General features: G+C 67.3%; 20 protein-coding genes, 1 other RNA gene and 1 riboswitch. Of the genes, 4 read left to right on the top strand and 17 right to left on the bottom strand.

Going from position 1 to position 16,148, the window contains the following annotated elements:
* From tolA to ybgC, 8 genes are all read right to left on the bottom strand, one after another.
* Complete coding sequence (gene tolA / locus AC1RLU_RS02620; RefSeq protein ID WP_492793712.1) at positions 1 to 1,209, bottom strand: cell envelope integrity protein TolA; 1,209 nt, start codon at positions 1,207 to 1,209, stop codon at positions 1 to 3.
* Positions 1,210 to 1,237: 28 nt separating this feature from the next.
* The gene (locus AC1RLU_RS02625) at positions 1,238 to 1,687 is read right to left on the bottom strand and encodes an ExbD/TolR family protein (RefSeq protein ID WP_061969840.1); all 450 of its coding nucleotides are present in this window, start codon (positions 1,685 to 1,687) and stop codon (positions 1,238 to 1,240) included.
* 11 nt (positions 1,688 to 1,698) lie between these two features.
* Positions 1,699 to 2,409 carry a protein TolQ gene (gene tolQ, locus AC1RLU_RS02630; protein ID WP_061969839.1) on the bottom strand — a complete coding sequence of 237 codons (711 nt, stop codon included), beginning with the start codon at positions 2,407 to 2,409 and terminating at the stop codon, positions 1,699 to 1,701.
* Between the two features lie 303 nt (positions 2,410 to 2,712).
* Positions 2,713 to 3,144 carry a fluoride efflux transporter CrcB gene (crcB, locus tag AC1RLU_RS02635; protein ID WP_492793713.1) on the bottom strand — a complete coding sequence of 144 codons (432 nt, stop codon included), beginning with the start codon at positions 3,142 to 3,144 and terminating at the stop codon, positions 2,713 to 2,715.
* Between the two features lie 54 nt (positions 3,145 to 3,198).
* Positions 3,199 to 3,262, bottom strand: a riboswitch (Fluoride riboswitch).
* A gap of 101 nt (positions 3,263 to 3,363) precedes the next feature.
* Positions 3,364 to 4,227, bottom strand: a complete 864-nt coding sequence (locus AC1RLU_RS02640) for a dienelactone hydrolase family protein (RefSeq protein ID WP_492793714.1) — start codon at positions 4,225 to 4,227, stop codon at positions 3,364 to 3,366.
* A 199-nt stretch (positions 4,228 to 4,426) separates the two neighbouring features.
* A complete protein-coding gene (locus AC1RLU_RS02645) occupies positions 4,427 to 4,888 on the bottom strand; it encodes a DUF2852 domain-containing protein (protein ID WP_061969832.1) in 462 nt (153 codons plus the stop codon).
* 95 nt (positions 4,889 to 4,983) lie between these two features.
* On the bottom strand, positions 4,984 to 5,640 hold the full coding sequence (locus AC1RLU_RS02650; RefSeq protein WP_492793715.1) for a TetR/AcrR family transcriptional regulator: 657 nt from the start codon (positions 5,638 to 5,640) through the stop codon (positions 4,984 to 4,986).
* A gap of 188 nt (positions 5,641 to 5,828) precedes the next feature.
* Positions 5,829 to 6,233 carry a tol-pal system-associated acyl-CoA thioesterase gene (gene ybgC, locus AC1RLU_RS02655; RefSeq protein ID WP_061969828.1) on the bottom strand — a complete coding sequence of 135 codons (405 nt, stop codon included), beginning with the start codon at positions 6,231 to 6,233 and terminating at the stop codon, positions 5,829 to 5,831.
* A gap of 125 nt (positions 6,234 to 6,358) precedes the next feature.
* Here ybgC and AC1RLU_RS02660 point away from each other — a divergent pair, with 125 nt between their 5' ends.
* Positions 6,359 to 6,871 (top strand): hypothetical protein, encoded by a 513-nt coding sequence (locus AC1RLU_RS02660; protein ID WP_091857048.1) that lies wholly within the window; start codon positions 6,359 to 6,361, stop codon positions 6,869 to 6,871.
* A gap of 24 nt (positions 6,872 to 6,895) precedes the next feature.
* Here the strand turns inward: AC1RLU_RS02660 and AC1RLU_RS02665 are convergent, their stop codons facing one another.
* The 5 genes from AC1RLU_RS02665 to ruvC form a co-directional block, all read right to left on the bottom strand.
* The gene (locus AC1RLU_RS02665; protein ID WP_492793716.1) at positions 6,896 to 7,426 is read right to left on the bottom strand and encodes a DUF3828 domain-containing protein; all 531 of its coding nucleotides are present in this window, start codon (positions 7,424 to 7,426) and stop codon (positions 6,896 to 6,898) included.
* Between the two features lie 89 nt (positions 7,427 to 7,515).
* Positions 7,516 to 8,541, bottom strand: coding sequence for a Holliday junction branch migration DNA helicase RuvB (ruvB, locus tag AC1RLU_RS02670; RefSeq protein WP_113587912.1), 1,026 nt, complete (start codon positions 8,539 to 8,541; stop codon positions 7,516 to 7,518).
* A 23-nt stretch (positions 8,542 to 8,564) separates the two neighbouring features.
* A complete protein-coding gene (locus AC1RLU_RS02675; RefSeq protein WP_091857050.1) occupies positions 8,565 to 9,056 on the bottom strand; it encodes an N-acetyltransferase in 492 nt (163 codons plus the stop codon).
* Positions 9,053 to 9,670, bottom strand: coding sequence for a Holliday junction branch migration protein RuvA (gene ruvA, locus AC1RLU_RS02680; protein ID WP_091857051.1), 618 nt, complete (start codon positions 9,668 to 9,670; stop codon positions 9,053 to 9,055). The genes AC1RLU_RS02675 and ruvA overlap by 4 nt, the downstream gene beginning before the upstream one ends.
* 169 nt (positions 9,671 to 9,839) lie before the next feature.
* Positions 9,840 to 10,352: a crossover junction endodeoxyribonuclease RuvC gene (ruvC, locus tag AC1RLU_RS02685; protein WP_061969820.1), complete on the bottom strand. Its 513-nt coding sequence runs from the start codon at positions 10,350 to 10,352 to the stop codon at positions 9,840 to 9,842.
* Between the two features lie 163 nt (positions 10,353 to 10,515).
* Here ruvC and AC1RLU_RS02690 point away from each other — a divergent pair, with 163 nt between their 5' ends.
* The gene (locus AC1RLU_RS02690) at positions 10,516 to 11,295 is read left to right on the top strand and encodes a sulfite exporter TauE/SafE family protein (protein ID WP_061969819.1); all 780 of its coding nucleotides are present in this window, start codon (positions 10,516 to 10,518) and stop codon (positions 11,293 to 11,295) included.
* A 103-nt stretch (positions 11,296 to 11,398) separates the two neighbouring features.
* On the opposite strand, the gene AC1RLU_RS02695 is transcribed toward AC1RLU_RS02690, so the two are convergent.
* The 4 genes from AC1RLU_RS02695 to ssrS all read right to left on the bottom strand — a co-directional run bounded on the left by AC1RLU_RS02695 (position 11,399) and on the right by ssrS (position 13,919).
* The gene (locus AC1RLU_RS02695; protein ID WP_061969818.1) at positions 11,399 to 12,145 is read right to left on the bottom strand and encodes a YebC/PmpR family DNA-binding transcriptional regulator; all 747 of its coding nucleotides are present in this window, start codon (positions 12,143 to 12,145) and stop codon (positions 11,399 to 11,401) included.
* 101 nt (positions 12,146 to 12,246) lie between these two features.
* A complete protein-coding gene (locus AC1RLU_RS02700) occupies positions 12,247 to 13,071 on the bottom strand; it encodes a TIGR00282 family metallophosphoesterase (RefSeq protein ID WP_492793717.1) in 825 nt (274 codons plus the stop codon).
* Between the two features lie 97 nt (positions 13,072 to 13,168).
* Positions 13,169 to 13,756: a 5-formyltetrahydrofolate cyclo-ligase gene (locus AC1RLU_RS02705; RefSeq protein WP_492793718.1), complete on the bottom strand. Its 588-nt coding sequence runs from the start codon at positions 13,754 to 13,756 to the stop codon at positions 13,169 to 13,171.
* Between the two features lie 6 nt (positions 13,757 to 13,762).
* A non-coding RNA gene (ssrS, locus tag AC1RLU_RS02710) (6S RNA) lies at positions 13,763 to 13,919 on the bottom strand.
* 165 nt (positions 13,920 to 14,084) lie between these two features.
* Between ssrS and ybgF the strand changes: the two genes are divergently transcribed.
* Together ybgF and tilS are read left to right on the top strand one after the other, a co-directional pair.
* A complete protein-coding gene (gene ybgF / locus AC1RLU_RS02715; RefSeq protein ID WP_492793719.1) occupies positions 14,085 to 15,029 on the top strand; it encodes a tol-pal system protein YbgF in 945 nt (314 codons plus the stop codon).
* Positions 15,026 to 16,081, top strand: a complete 1,056-nt coding sequence (gene tilS / locus AC1RLU_RS02720; protein WP_492793720.1) for a tRNA lysidine(34) synthetase TilS — start codon at positions 15,026 to 15,028, stop codon at positions 16,079 to 16,081. The genes ybgF and tilS overlap by 4 nt, the downstream gene beginning before the upstream one ends.
* The last annotated feature ends 67 nt before the right edge of the window (positions 16,082 to 16,148 follow it).

Raw genomic sequence — 16,148 nt, forward strand, 5'->3', positions numbered from 1 at the left:
TCACATGACGTCCCTGGCGTCGAAATTGACGACGACATCACGCCAGTCGTCGTAATAGGAGGCGAATTGAGCCGGGATGCGCAACGGCGCGCAGCGGCGGGTGGCGGTCAGCGCCGAATCGGCGGCGACCCGGAAGAGCGGATCGGCGGAGGAATTGATCACGCCGGGCTGGCCGATGAGCGAGCCGTCGGTGTTGAGCTTCATCCGCACGGAAGGCACGACATTGCTGCCGCCACGGGCGTTGGCGAGCGCGATCGGCACGTTCCAGCATTTCAGGAGCTGATCCTGGATGATGCCGATGAGCTGGGCCCTGAGCGAGGGGCTGAGCTTCTGCGAAGATCCGCGCTCGGTGCCGAGCGAGGCTGTGCGGTTGATCTGCGGCGCCGAAGAGCCGGAGGATTGCGCCTTCTCCTTGGACTGGAGCAGCTTGGCGATGTCGCTGGCGTTGAAGTTCTTGGCGATCTCCGCCTCCTTCTTCGCCTTGGCCTCCGCCTCCTGTTTCGCCTTCGCCGCGGCGGCGATCTTCGCCTTCTGCTCGGCCTCCGCCTTTGCCTTGGCGGCCGCCTCCGCCTTTTCCTTCGCAGCCTTGTCGGCTTCCGCCTTGGCGAGCGCCTCGGCCTTGGCCTTGGCATCGGCGGCGCGCTTGGCAGCCTGGGCGTCGGCTTCCGCCTTGGCCTTGGCGGTGGCCTTCGCCTCCTCCTCGGCCTGTTTCGCCTTCGAGGCGAGTTCGGCCTCCTCGGCGAGCTTGGCCTGTTCCTCGCGCTTCTGCTCGGCCTCGCGGGCGGCAGCAGCCTCGCTCTTCTGCGGCGGCTGCTTGGCGGGTTCGGGCGGCTTGGTCTCGGACTTGGGCTGCTCGGCCGGGCGGGCCGGCGGCGGGGGCGTCGAGGCGTTGTTCTCGGCGGTCTTCAATTCGACCGGGCGCGAGGGCGGGGCAGGCGTATCGGTCTTGGCCTCGCCGGCTTCCTTGCGCTCGACCATCTCGGACTGACGCTCGGCGCGCGGGGTGGGCTGGGCCTGGACCTTCTCGGCGCTGCGCTCGCCACGCGTCACCTGGTTGAGGGCACTGGGATCGATGACCTCGACGGCGATCGCCTCCTCGTTCTCCGGTAGCGGCGTCGGCGACGAGAACGCCAGCAGCCCCGCGACGAGGAACGTCACGTGGCCGAGCGCCGACACCAGCATGCCAGGTTCGGAGGTCGAAAGCTTCACGCCCTGAACACCCTTACTCTCTCAACCTTCAGCGGCTCGCCGGCTCGGTGACGAGCGCGACCCGCTTGAAGCCGGCGGCGGTGATGGTCGACATCACCGAGGCGACGCGGCCGTAATCGACCAGCTTGTCGCCACGAACATAGACGCGCTCGTCGAAGCCCTGCTTGGCCAGGCCCTGGAGCTTGGCGACGAGATCAGGCTCGAGCGTCGGCTCGTCCTGCAGGAAGATCTGGCCCTTGCTGTCGATGGCGATGGTCAAGGGCTTCTGGTCGACATTGATCGGCTTGGCGCCGGTCTGCGGCAGGTCGAGCGGGACGCCGGTCGCGATCAGCGGGGCTGCGACCATGAAGATGATGAGCAACACCAACATGACGTCGATGAACGGCGTCATGTTGATCTCGGCGATGGCGCCGTGGCGGCGTCCGCGCCGGCCCCGGCGACCGGAGCCCTTTGCGCCTGAAGCGGCTGACATACCCATCGATCAGCCCCTCACGCGGCCATGCGTTCGTCGATCTGCCGCGACAGGATCGCGGAGAACTCGTCGGCGAAGGCTTCGAGACGGCCTTGCGCCTTGGCGACCTCGGCTTGGAGCTTGTTGTAGGCCATCAGCGCGGGAATGGCGGCGAAGAGGCCGATCGCGGTCGCGAAGAGCGCTTCGGCGATGCCGGGCGCGACGACGGCGAGCGAGGAATTCTTGGAGACCGCGATAGCGGTGAACGAGGTCATGATGCCCCAGACCGTACCGAACAGGCCGATGAAGGGCGCCGCCGAGGCGATGGTCGAGAGCACGAGCAGCTTGGATTCGAGCCGCTCGGTCTCGCGCTGGATGGTGACGTCGAGCACCTTGTCGATGCGCTGGGAGAGGCTGGCGACCGAGCGCCCGCCATTCTCGAAGGAGCGCTTCCATTCGCGCATCGCCGCGACGAAGACCGCGGCCATGTCGTTGACCGGCTTGCCGGCGAGGTCGCGATAGAGTTCCTCCAGCGAGCGGCCGGACCAGAACACCTCCTCGAAGGCGTCCATGTCCTTGCGCGTCCTGCGATAGAGCAGGGTCTTGTCGACGATGATCGACCAGCACCAGACCGAGGCGCCGATCAGGCCCATCATGACCAGCTTGACGACGATGTGGGCGTGCCAGAACAGCGTCCAGAACGACATGTCGATCTGCGGCGCGGCCTGCGCGACGTCGGCGGGGTTCATCCTGTCATCCTTCTCACCCAGGCGGTACGGCCGATGATGGGTGCCTTGCGGCTCCAACCCGGTCCAAGCCCCGCCGCTTGCGTCGCGGGAGCCCCACGCCGCCGCCCGATCCGCGATCCGGGGAAATGCCGTATCCCTCCAATCGCGCGTGAATCCGGCGAAAGATGGGCCGAAACAGGGTTTCCCACGGAACGCATGCTCCAGACCGAGTTAAGCATCCGGCAAGGTTAATGTCGGGTATACGCGGGAGATGAGGCGCAGGCGCGGCGGACGGGCGGGCGGGAAACCGGCCCGTTGCGGATGTCAGCCGTCTTCCTCGATCTGCGCCTGAGCGACGGCAGTTGCCCCGCCATTGAAATGCGCCGCGACGAGGTGACCCGCCGCGACCGCCGTGACACAGAGAGCGATCGACACGGCGATATTGATGGCGGCGCGATAGAATGCCCCGGCGCGCAGCAGGTCGAGCGTCTGAAGGCTGAACGACGAGAAGGTGGTGTAGCCCCCGCAAAACCCGACCATCACGAACAGGCGCCAGTTTTCCGAGACCGGAAACCGCCCCGAGGCCAGAGTCATCGTGCCGAAGAAGCCAATGACGAACGAGCCGGTGATGTTGATCAGGATCGTCCCCCACGGAAGATCACGGCTGATCGGGAGCGCGAGGATCGAAACGACGTAGCGCAGCAAGGTGCCGATCGCGCCCCCGACGACGACAACGAGACAACTGGTGAAAGACATGCGGCTCTCTATCAAATGGGCAAGAGTCTTCCGGACTCGGAAGCCTTTGCCGCTGCGTTGATAGGAGTCATCAGCCCACGGCGGGCGGTTTTGGGGGAACCCCATCCCCGTAGGGCGCATCCTAGCATGGGGCGGTGCATCTGATAACGGCTCCCGTCAGCTTCCGATCCGTTGCGGGCATCGCCTGCGAATACCCGGCGACGGGTTCGCAGCCGGAGGCTATCCAGCCAATTCCCGCTCGAGGAATTCGTGAAGTTCGGACGTCGCCCGTTTGCTCGCCGCCTCGTCAAATTTGCTCCAGTGCCCGTAGATTCGGCGCGGCTCCGCGAACCCGGGAAAATTGAACGAGTGGTATACTCCCGGGAATACGGTGAGGCTCAGCGGGGTTGGGCCGCCGACCTGGCGCCGGGCGGCGGTTTCGCAGCGAGAGGCGAGGGTCCAATCGTCCCTGTCGCCGATGAGAACGAGTGTCGGGATGACCAGACGCTCGGTCAGGATCTCGCAGGGGGGGTAGTATGTCGCGGCCGCCCTGAACCTGAGTTCGTCGGGCATTTCATAGAGTGTCTTGTGCGACTGCATCGCAATCCTGAGCGCTACCCCGCCTCCATGCGAATAGCCCAGGACGGCAATGCGCGCCGGATCGACGAAGGGGAGCTTCGACAGGTAGAGCAACGCCCCGAACGCGTCCTCGACCCGGGGCGCCATGTCACGTCGTTCCGGCACGCAGGCGTCTTTCATGCCTCGCGGGGCAAAGCTATCCGGCGCCAGCACCACGTAGCCCCAGTCGCGGATCGCTTCGGCCTCGCGTCGATGGAACATGCTCAACCCGCCGCAACCATGCAGCAGGACGATTGCCGGGTGCCTGCGTTCTTCGGCCGGCTTCGAGAGATATCCGGTGATCACAAGCCCCGGAGAAGCCTCGGCACGCTCTCCCCGCGCCGTGGCCCGCGCCTTCTGGAATTCGCTCAGGCGATAGGTGATCGAGGGGAACTGGACGATCTCCTCGGCATGCGGAGCGGTCGTAAGCCCGAGAAGCAGCGTCGTCAGGATGGCGAGCAGGGATCGCGCTGGAGACCAAAGCATATGCGAACCTCCCGGCGCTCAGCCTGTCACGTCGAACGAGATGCCACAATGGCGCTGGATGGCGCTCCGAGCGTCGGTACGCGGCTCCTGTCGGAGCTCTGGAGCGGGCGCCCGGACGTCATCACCCAACAAAAAGCCCGCCTCGAAGCGTCGAGGCGGGCCAGGCCGGTATACCCGGGCGGATCGGTTGCGGCAGATATCAGGCCGCGTCCGGCTGGGCCGGGGTATTGGCCGGCGGGTTGTTGCGGCGCTCGGTCATGAACTGATCGAACTCGGCCTTGTCGCGGGCCATGCGCAGGCGGCCCAGGAAGTCATGGAACTCGCGCTGCTCGTCCTCGAGCCGGCGGATCGTCTCGTCGCGATATTCGTCGAAGGCGCGGTTGCCGCTGGTGGGGCCGCCGCGGCCGCCCCAACCACCGAAGCCGCCGCCGAAACGACCCTCGCGGCCGGTCATGCGCTCGCGCAGGCGGTCCATCTTGCCCTGAAGGCGGCTCATCCGGTGCTCGTACCGGTCTCCGGCATATCCACAACCCATGCGTCCACTCCAGAAAAGAAAGGCCAGGGTCGCCAGACCCAGGGGCCAGAAGAGGATGAAGCCGAGAACCGCGAAGGCGATCCAGGCTCCCTTTCCATATTCGTCCAGTTTCTCGACGATCGGCATTGCTCCCTCACCATCCATGAGCGTGAATGTAAATCACATTTACATAGATGCGCCCGACCCTGCCGCTTGTCAAGAACGCGGCCCGCGAAAATCAATCAGTCCGGCTTCGGAGGGCTGTTGCGGCCGATGCCGAGGCCCTGGAGATAGATCAGCGTGCCGGCCTCCAGCAGGTCGGACGCCGACATCGGCAGGGGGCGGCGGCCGCCATCGGCGCGGCCGAACAGGGCGGCGATGCCATGCGACATCGCCCAGATATGCAGCGCCATCATCAGGGCGGGAGGGCGCTTGCCCTGCGGGAGCTGCGCGATCAGGGCCTCCGATGCCTGACGCAGACAGGCAAAGGCGCTGTCGGCGGCGGCCCGCAGCTCGGCACTGGCGTCCAGCGGCACGCCGGCCTCGAACATCGCGGAGTAATAGGCCGGTTCGTCATGGGCGAAGGCGAGATAGGCGCGGCCAAGCCGGTGGAAGGCGGTCTCCGGATCGGGCCGGCCCTGGTCCCAGGCGCGCGACAGGGCCGCCTCGAAGGCCTGGAAGCCGCGGGCCGCGACATCGGCCAGGAGTTCGTCGCGGTCGCGGAAATGGCGATAGGGGGCGGCGGGGCTGACGCCGGCCATGCGCGCGGCCTCGGCGAAGGTGAAGCCGTTCGGCCCCTTCTCCCGGATCAGCCCGAGCGCGGCCCGCACCAGCTCCTCCTTGAGGTTGCCATGGTGATAACCGCGGGGTGTCTCGGGGCGTTCGCGCTTCCAGCTCATGTAAGGAGCGCTAACATGCGGGTGGGGCTGCGTCGACTGTTAGGCGTAACAACACAAGCCCTCATCCTGAGGAGCCGCGTCAGCGGCGTCTCGAAGGATGTTCCAGATGGCTCGGGAGCCTCTTGAAGCATCCTTCGAGACGCGCCTTCGGCGCTCCTCAGGATGAGGGCTCCGGGTGGTTGGCCTTCTCAGTCGTCGAGCATCAACCGTTTGCGCAAACCATCCGGGATGCGCCGGGCCCGGCCGCCGCCGACGCAGGCAACCATGACCTGCGCGGAAATCAGCACCTCCTCGCCGCGCAGCACGCGCTGCTCGATGTCCATGGTGGCGCCGCGGGCCGCGATCGAGCGGGTCTCGACCGTCAGCAGGTCGTCCATGACCGCGGGCCGCAGGAAATCGATCGTCATCTTGCGGACCGCGAAGCCGAGCGCCGTCTCGCCGTCGAAGAGCTCGCGCTGCTCGACGCCGAGCGCGCGGATCAGTTCGGTGCGGCCGCGCTCCATGAAGCGCAGATAGGAGGCGTGATAGACGACGCCGGAAAAATCGGTGTCCTCATAATAAACGCGGATGTCGAGGCGGTGGACCCTGCTCATGCTGCTCCGGACGGATATTGCGCGATTGCTGCTGCCATAACCAACAGATGCGGCTTCGGAAAGGCTGGAACTGCTCCGCTGGAGAAGCGTTGCCCGTTGCGTGACCACAGCAAGGGAGACCTATCATGGCGCAATCCAGCAAGGCGACCGCGCGGCTGCTCGACAAGGCCGAACGCGATCTCGTCGCTCATAGCCAGCGCGGTGCGATCGGGGCTCTCCCGGACGATGAATTGCGCGATCTCGCCGCCAAGCTGCGCGAGCGGCGCGACAAGGCGCGCGACGGCGCCCGCCGCCAGAAGCGCGAGATGCGCGGCAAGGCCGAGCCGAAGGGCGCCAAGGCGGCCAGCGACAATACCGGAACCAAGGCCAAGGCCGACGCGCTGACGGCAGCGTTGAAGCGCGTCGGTGCCGAGCGCACACGCCGGGCGGAGAAGGCAAAGGTGCCGAGCCAGCGCAGCCTCGCGCGCAAGGCCCTCGCGCTCAAGCAACGCCAGCGGGTGGCTGAGCGGCCCGCCAACCGCACCGCCGGCAAGGGGATGCGGTCGGTCGAAAATCCGAAGGCGGCGAAATCCGGCGCGTTGAACGATGCAGGGGCTCGCCCGGCGATGATGCGCTCGAAGATCGCGCGTCAGCCATAGGCCGATACCCAGCCCTGCAGGCGTTCAGCGCTTGCAGGGCTTGTTCATGAAGGAGCCGCAGTCATAGGGCTTCGACAGCTCGTCGCGGACCGAATAGTCCTTGCCCTCGAAGCGGTTGACGATGTCGTCGATGCGCCAGCCGCCGCCTTCCTCGACCATGCGGAAGCGCACCGTGACCGGCTGCTTGAAGCTGCGGAAGGCGGCGCTGACCAGGGCCCGGCCGTTCGCGGGTTTCTCGGTGACCGTGACCTTGAGGTTCTTCACCTCGCCATCCTGGCCGTTGATGAAGGGATCGGCGCCGACATGGCCGATCTCGCCGGCCTCGTCCTGATAGAGATCGTCGCGGGCGAAGAGGGCAGCGAGGCCCTTGCTCATCAGCTTGTCGCGATGCGGCGGGCGCCAGGGCGGCTCGCCCGAGGCGGCCAACGTCTTCACGGTGGCGGCATAAGCGTCCTTCACCGGGCCATCAGGCGTGGTGTCGGCGGCGAATGCATTGCTGGTGGCCAGCAGGCCGAGAGCGAGTGCCGCCGACGAGGCGAAGCGAAGAGCGGGCATGCGCGAACTCCGAAAGCGACTGATCCGATGCGATCAAGCGCGAAGGACGCGATGCCCGCGTCCTTCATATGCGGGACGATGGCCCGGCCTTACTCACCGTCCTCATCGCTGCCGAACAGCCCGAACTGTGCCGTCTCGCGCGAGGGTTCCGGCATGCCGAGATGGCGGAAGGCGTGGGGCGTGAGCAGACGCCCGCGCGGCGTGCGCTGGATGAAGCCCTGCTGCAGCAGGAAGGGCTCGATGATCTCCTCGATGGCGTCGCGCGGCTCGGAAAGCGAGGCGGCGATGGTCTCGATTCCGACCGGGCCGCCGCCGAAATTGATCGCGACGGTGGTAAGATAGCGCCGGTCCATCTGGTCGAGGCCGATGGCGTCGACGTCGAGCAGCGAGAGCGCCTTGTCGGCGACCTTGCGGGTGACGATCGGGTCGCCGTCGACGATGGCGAAGTCGCGCACGCGGCGCAGCAGGCGCCCGGCGATGCGCGGCGTGCCGCGGGAGCGCTTGGCGATCTCGTTGGCGCCGTCGTCCGACATCGGCACGCCGAGCACACGGGCGCCGCGGGCGACGATGCCCTGCAACTCCTCGACCGTATAGAATTGCAGGCGGATCGGGATGCCGAAGCGGTCCCGCAAGGGCGTGGTCAAAAGGCCGGCGCGGGTGGTGGCGCCGACGAGGGTGAACTTGGGCAGGTCGATCTTGACCGAGCGCGCCGCCGGGCCTTCGCCGATGATCAGGTCGAGCTGGTAGTCCTCCATCGCCGGATAGAGGATTTCCTCCACCGCCGGGTTGAGGCGGTGGATCTCGTCGATGAAGAGCACGTCGCGCTCTTCGAGATTGGTGAGCTGGGCGGCGAGGTCGCCGGCCTTGGCGATCACGGGACCGGAGGTCGAGCGGAAATTGACGCCGAGCTCGCGCGCGACGATCTGCGCCAGCGTCGTCTTGCCGAGGCCGGGCGGGCCGACGAAGAGGACATGGTCGAGCGCGTCGCCACGGCTCTTGGCCGCGTTGATGAAGACCTGGAGATTGGCGCGCGCCGCTGCCTGGCCGGTGAAATCGGACAGCGACAGCGGCCGCAGCGAGGTCTCGCTGTCGTCGTCGCGGCGTTCGGCCGTCATCAGGCCGGAGCGCTTGGGGTCGCTCACAGCGCGATCTCCAGCTCGATGGCGTCGTGGATCGGAATGTCCTTGTACCCTGTCTTGATGATGCCAGGCACGACCGAGCGATAGGCGTCGATCGCTTCCAGATAAAGCCCCGAGAGGCGGAAGCCGCGGCGCTGGTAGAAGGTCATGCCGGGCATGTTGTCATTGGTGAGCATGGCTTTCAGTTTTCCGGCGCCGGCCTTGCGTGCCGCGAAGATCACGGCGTCCAGCATGCGGATGGCGACGCCTTCGCCCGGTTTCAGCGAATGGAGTGCGCAGAGATAGGCGCTGTCGCCCCGCACCGTCCAGCTCGCCAGCGCGGCGGTCTTGCCCGAGCTGTCGAACAGGCCGAGCGCATCGATCTCGGCGACGTCGTAGACATGCAGGCCGATCATCATGCTGTGCGAACCCCAGCTCGCCAGCATGATGCGGCAGAGCTCGGTCTTGTCGGTCACGACGCGCAATTGAAGCTCGTCGGGCGCTTCGCTCACTTCGCCAGTTCCTTCAGGCCCAGCTTGATCAGCTGCGCCGTGCCGGCCCCATCGCCGGCGGCCTTGGCGGCAGCCGCCACGGCAGCCACCGCCTGCGCCTGAGGATAGCCGAGATTGGCGAGCGCGGACACCGCGTCGGCGATGGGCTGCGGCAGCTTCCTGTCCTCCAGCGCGCCGGCGAGCTGCGCCACGCCCGGATCGATATGGCCGAAGGCCGGGGCCTTGTCCTTGAGCTCGGCGCAGAGGCGTTGCGCGAGCTTGGGGCCGACGCCGGGGGCGCGCGCGATCGCGGCCTTGTCGTTGGTGGCGATGGCGGTGGCCAGCCCGCCCGGATCGAGCGTCGAGAGGATCGCGAGCGCGACCTTGGCCCCGACGCCCTGCACGACCTGCATCAGGCGGAACCAGTCGCGCTCATTGTCGGACATGAAGCCGTAGAGGCGGATCGCATCCTCGCGGACATGGGTCTCGATCGAGAGCGCGGCGGCCTCGCCCGGCTGGGGCAGGCGCTGGAGCGTGCGCGCCGAGCATTGCACGACATAGCCGACGCCCTGTACGTCGATGATGACGTGGTCCTCGCCATAGGAATCGATCAGGCCCTTGAGCTTGCCGATCATCGATTTTCTCCACCGCCTGTCATCCCGGGCGACCGCAGGGAGACCCGGGATCCATTCCGGAACATGTCTCGGTGAGGTTCCGGAATGGATCCCGGATCTTCGCTGCGCTCCGTCCGGGATGACCCGCGCGAGGGAGTGTCGCGAAAAATGTCGATCGGCAGCATGGGGCTCATGATGCCTTCATCTGCGCGACCAGCGCCTTCATGCCGCGATGTTGGGCATGGCAGATCGCGACTGCGAGCGCGTCCGCCGCGTCGGCCGATGAGGTCTCGGCCTTCGGCAGGAGCACGCGAATCATCGCCTGGACCTGCTTCTTGTCGGCATGGCCGACGCCGACCACGGTCTTCTTGACGAGGTTGGCGGCGTATTCCGCGACATCGAGTCCGGCGAGCGCCGGCACGACCAGTGCGATGCCGCGGGCCTGGCCGAGCTTCAGCGCCGATTGCGGGTCGCGGTTGATGAAGGTCTCCTCGACAGCGGCTTCGTGCGGGCGATGCGCGGCGAGGACCTTGTTCAGGCCCTCGTGCAATTGCCGCAGGCGCTGGCCGAGCGGCAGCGCGCCGTCGCTCTCGACGCAGCCGCAGGCGACGAAGGAGAGCTTGCTGCCTTCAGAGACGACGATGCCCCAGCCGGTCTTCCGGAGGCCGGGGTCGATGCCGAGGATGCGAATCGGGGGTGCCATGTCTAGTTCAACCTAGCGGATGTTTCGGATTTGTCCCGCGCCGAGACAGGCCGCGCGATGGGGCTGGATGAATTCCCCTGATCGATGACATCAAAAAGGAAAGTTGTTCTTGCCGCCCGCCCGTGGGCATGGTTCGCCGCATCTTTCTTCCTCAGCCGGTGCCATGTCCTTCAACCTGTCTTCCTTCATGCCGGGCCTCACGGCCGATGGCATCGCCGTCCTGCTGGCTGCAACGCTGCTCGGCGGGCTGGTGCGTGGCTTCACCGGCTTCGGCTTCGCGATGGTGTTCATGCCGCTGGCTTCGATGATCCTCGGGCCGGTCGCGGCGCTCGGCCTGATCTGGTTCATCGATCTGCCCTTCGCGCTGCCGATCGCGGCGCGCAGCGCCAAGACGGCGGAATGGCGCGAAATCCTGCCGCTGCTGCTGACCGCGACGCTCGCCCTGCCGGCCGGAATCTGGCTGCTGATCTGGCTCGACCGCGAGACGATGCGCTGGGTGCTCGCTCTGCTCGTGCTCAGTGCGGTGGGCCTGATGGCCTCGGGCTGGCGCTATCACGGGCGGCCGACGATCCCGCTCTCGCTTGGGGTGGGCGCCCTGTCGGGGCTGTTCAACGGCATGGCCTCGATCGGCGGCATGCCGCTCGCGGTGTTCTGGCTAGGCGCGCAGCGCAACGACCGGCACAAGACGCGGGCCAACATGCAGGCCTTCTTCGGCGTCTCGACGCTGATCAGCGGCACGGTCCTGTGGTGGAAGGGCATCCTGACCGGTGGGGCCCTGATGATGGCGGTGCCGTTGTTCGCAATCTACGGCGTCGGGCTCTGGGCCGGCACGCATGGCTTCCGGCTGGCTTCGGAGCAAACGTTCCGGCGCGGCGCCTATCTGGTGATCTTCCTGAGCGCGCTGATCAGCCTGCCGCTCTGGGACGCGGTGATCGGGCGATAGGACGCGTCGCGGGTATCCGCGTCCTCACACCATATCAAGGCTTCAAAAACGCAAATGGCCGGGACGAGCCCGGCCATGATGCATGGAGGACGCTGGCTTCAGCTCAGGCGCTGAGCTTGGCCATGATGTCGTCGGCGATCTCGAAATTGGCGAAGACGTTCTGGACGTCGTCGTCGTTGTCGAGCGCTTCCATCAAACGCATCATCGAGGCGGCTTTTTCCTCGTCGAGCGGGGCGGTCGTGGTCGGGCGCCAAACCGGCTTGGCTGAGGCGGGGGCGCCGAGTGCTGCCTCAAGCGCCTTGGAGACTTCGTTCAGGGCGTCGAAGGCGCAGAGGATGGTGTGGCCGTTCTCGTCCGAGATCACGTCGTCGGCCCCGGCCTCGATCGCGGCTTCCATCACCGTATCGGCATCGCCGGCCTCCGGCGGATAGCTGATCTCGCCGACCCGGTTGAACATGAAGGAGACCGAGTTGCTCTCGCCCAGCGCGCCGCCCGACTTGGTGAAGTAGGAGCGTACGGCGGAAGCGGTGCGGTTGCGATTGTCGGTCAGGGCCTCGACGATGACGGCGGTGCCGCCGGGGCCGTAGCCCTCGTAACGGACCTCGTCATAATTGTCGCCCTCGCCGCCGGCGGCCTTGTTGATGGCGCGCTGGATATTGTCCTTCGGCATGTTCTCGGCGCGCGCGGCAAGCACCGCCATGCGCAGGCGCGGGTTCATGTTGATGTCGGGCATGCCCATCTTGGCGGCGACGGTGATTTCGCGGGCCAGTTTCGAGAACAGTTTTGAGCGCACGGCATCCTGCTTGCCCTTGCGATGCATGATGTTCTTGAACTGTGAATGGCCGGCCATGGGAGCTCGTTACCTTCAGAGGTTGCGGCGGAAAGCGCTGGAAGCCGGCCTTATAGGCGCCGGCTCCGCCCGCGTGCAAGCGCTGCGCGCGCCGGAAAGCGTCAGGAAATCCAGGCGTCGGGCACGGCCTGGCTGAGATGCGGACCGACGCGCACGGCCCAGACCGCTGTCGCCAGGCCGGTGGCATCATCGATATCGACTGCGACGCCCGAGAGCGTGCCTTCGCCCGTCGCCGGCTCCAGTCTTGCGCCCGGCACCTTCTGCAGGAAGCGGCGCACCGGCTCGTCTTTCTGCATGCCGAGCACGGAATCATAGTCGCCGCACATGCCGGCATCGGATTGATACGCCGTGCCGCCGGGCAGGATGCGGGTATCCGAGGTCGGCGCATGGGTATGGGTGCCGACGACGAGGCTGGCGCGGCCGTCGAGGAAATAGGCCATGGCCTGCTTCTCGCTGGTCGCTTCGGCATGGACGTCGACGATCACGGCATCGGCGATTTCGCCGAGCGGGCAGGCGGAGAGCTCACGCTCGATCGCGGCGAAGGGGTCGTCGAGCGGGTCCATGAACAGTCGGCCCATGACGTTGACGACCAGGACGCGGGCGCCATTGCGGGCCTCGATTACGGTGGCGCCGCGACCGGGCGTGCCGGGCGGATAATTCGCCGGGCGGATCAGCCGGTCCTGCCGGGTGATGAAGACGAGGGCCTCGCGCTGGTCCCAGGAATGATTGCCGAGCGTCACGACATCGGCGCCGGCGGCGAGGATCTCGTCGCAGATCGCCTCGGTGATGCCGAAGCCGCCCGCCGAGTTCTCGCCGTTGATGACGACGCAGTCGAGCTTCCAGACCTCACGCAGGGCCGGCAGCCGCTCCTGAACCGCAATCCGGCCGGGGCGGCCGACGATGTCACCGAGGAAGAGAAGACGCATGAAACCGACCTGAAAACTGCGAAGGCTTTCTCCCTCGCGCGAAGGCGCGAGGGAATCAACCGCAGCAGAAGAACTTCCGCGCGAAGGCGCGCGAGAATCAGCCGCAGCGAAGGGTTTCGCGCTCTGTCACGATCCAGTCGAGGCGCCGGTCATGCGGCTCGTCCGGCACCGCGTCGATCTCCTGCGCGCCATAGCCGATGCCGATGCTGACGGTTGGGCCGAGTTCGGAGAGCGCCCGATCGTAATAGCCCTTGCCGTAGCCGATGCGGTAGCCGCGCCGGTCGAAGGCGGCGAGGGGCACGAGCAGGATCGCGGGCCTCAGCTCCAGCTGGTCGGGGGCGGGGACAAGCGTGCCGAAGCCGCCGGGCACGATCGGCTCGTAGGGCGCCCAGCGCCGGAAGATCATGCGCCTGTCGACGATCGCGGGCAGGCAGAGCGGCAATCCGCGCTCATGCAGGGCTTCGAGGATCGGACGGGGATCGGCTTCCGAGCGCATCGGCCAATAGGCCGAAACCGGGCCGGTGCTTCCCGTCCAGACCGGAAGATTCAGCACCTGCGCGGCGATCTCGACGTCCCATTCGAGCCGATTGTCGAGGTCGAGCGCGTCGCGGCGGGCGAGCGCATCCGCGCGGAGGGTGGCCTTGCGCGGGGAGGGCGGAGCGTGCGTGCCAGGCGTCATCGTCATGAAGGTTGCGGAGCCACCTTGGCCGTGGAGTTTTGAATCCCGGGACACCTACAGAGTAGGTGGGCGCCGTGTGTCCGGTTCCAAGGGATCCGGACAGGGACAGCTCCCTAGGGAGTCGTATGGGCCCGGGGAATGCTGTCTCGCACGCACCAGGCAGCCCCGCTCCGCTTATTTAGGGAAGCCGCCGGCAAAGCGCCAGTGGTACTTTATGCGTTTGCGCATGGCGCGCCCTCCGGTTGGGCCGGCCGTGAAAAGCGTTCATATTTTGGCCGTGGTGAGCTGATGGTATAGAGACAGCGCGCGACATGTACGGAAACCGGTTTCAGCGATGCTTCGTTCTCTCCTAGCCCGCCATCTCTCCCGCCCGGGACTGGCCGCGTTGGCCCTTTCCGCCGCGCTCGCTGGCGGCGCCGTGCCGGCTTCGGCACAGGATGCCGCCGATCTGCTGGTCCGCACGACGCGCCTCGAGAACCAGTTGCGCCAGATGTCCGGCCAGATCGAGCAGCTCCAGTTCGAGAATCGGCGCTTGTCCGAGCAGCTCCGCAAATTCCAGGAAGACGTCGATTTCCGCCTGAACGAAAAGGGCGGCGGCGGCCGTCCGAATTCGGCTGCTCCCGGACCGACAGGGGCGCCTCCCGCAGGCGCCGCGCCGCAGCGGCATCGCCGCAGCGATGCCTTCGACCCGGCGACGCAGCAGGGCGCGGCCGGCGCGCCGCAGCAACTCGGCGGCGGCGGCGCGATCGCCGGCATCATCGAGGACGACTATGCCGGCGGCCCGGCGACCGGGCAGCCGCTCGATCTCCAGGGCGTCGGGCGCCCGGTGCCGCAAGGCGGGCTGCCGCAGGACCGGCCGCGCGGCGCGAGCGTCGCCGCCGCGAGCGGCCCGCAGAGCGCCAAGGAAGCCTATGACCTCGCCTTCGCCTCGCTCCAGCGCAAGGAATACGAGCAGGCCGAAATGGGTTTCCGCCAGTTCCTGCAGAGCTACCCGCGTGACCGGCAGGCGGTCGACGCGACCTATTGGCTGGGCGAGAGCTATCTGCAGCGCCAGCGCTATCGCGAGGCGGCCGAGCAGTTCCTGAAGATTTCCCGGGAATCGCCGAAGGCCGCCAAGGCGCCGGACAGCCTGCTCAAGCTCGGGATGTCGCTCAACGGGCTCGGCGCCAAGGAACAAGCCTGCGCCACCTATGCGAAGGTCGGTGTCGATTACCCCTCGGCCTCCAACGCCGTGCGCCAGGGCATCGCACGCGAGCGCCGCCGCTCCGGCTGCGCTTGAGCGCGGCTGCCGAGGAAAGCGCATTCGCGCCGGTCTCGCTCGCCGAGGCCGGCGCTGCTTTTGAAGGGCTGTCGTGTGAGACGGCCCTCCTCATCGCCGTCTCCGGCGGCCCTGATTCGATCGCGCTGCTGGCGCTTCTCGCCGCCTGGGTACAGCTCCGGGGCGGGCCGCCACTCCATGCCGCGACGGTCGATCACGGATTGCGCCCGGAATCGGCGGAAGAGGCGGCCGCTGTCGCGGCATTCTGCGCGACGCTCGGCATCGGCCATGCGACCCTGCGCTGGGAGGGGCTGAAGCCGACCAGCCGCCTGCAAGCAGAGGCGCGGCGCGCCCGCTATGCCCTGCTGGCAAACGAGGCGAGGCGGCTCGGCGACGCGACGCTGGTCACGGCCCATACGCTCGATGATCAGGCCGAGACGATGCTGATGCGCCTCGCCCATGGCTCCGGGCCTTCGGGGCTCGCCGGGATGCGGGGGCGCAGCGCGGTCAACGGCGTTCCCCTTGTCCGGCCGCTGCTCGGCATCCCGAAGGCACGGCTCGTCGCGACGGCCGATGCGCGGGGGCTGCCTTTCGTGCGCGATCCCAGCAATGCCGACCGACGCTTCGAGCGGGTTCGCTGGCGGGAGACGATGCCGGTTCTGGCGGAACAGGGGCTGACGGCGGAGCGCCTGGGGCGTCTGGCGGAACGGATGGCGCGGCTGGACGAAGCTGCCGCGCAGCGGGCTCGCGACGTGCTGGCAGAGGCGATGCTGCCGGACGAAGGCGCGGACAACGGGCTGCGCCTGCGCTTTTCCAGGCTGGCCGCCGAGCCGGAGGAAATCCTGCTGCGGGTCCTGGCGCTGGCGCTCGATGCGGTCGCGCCGGATGGCGACGGCCATGGCCGGCTGGAACGGCTGGAGGCCTGCGGGGCGGCCCTGGCGGATGCGGCGCGCGCCGGCCTCGCATTGCGGAGGACCTTGTCCGGCTGCGTTCTCTCGCTTGGTCGCGACGGCGTGCTGACGCTGCAACTGGAGCCGCCGCGGCGACGCGGCGTTCACCCTTCGGCGTCATAGTGCCGCCACGTCATTGCTTTCCCTTGGCAAGGGCGTGTGCGACACCTAAATTGGTAGTCGGGAAACT

The sequence above is a fragment of the Allobosea sp. GW822-FHT05A11 genome (assembly GCF_058800455.1).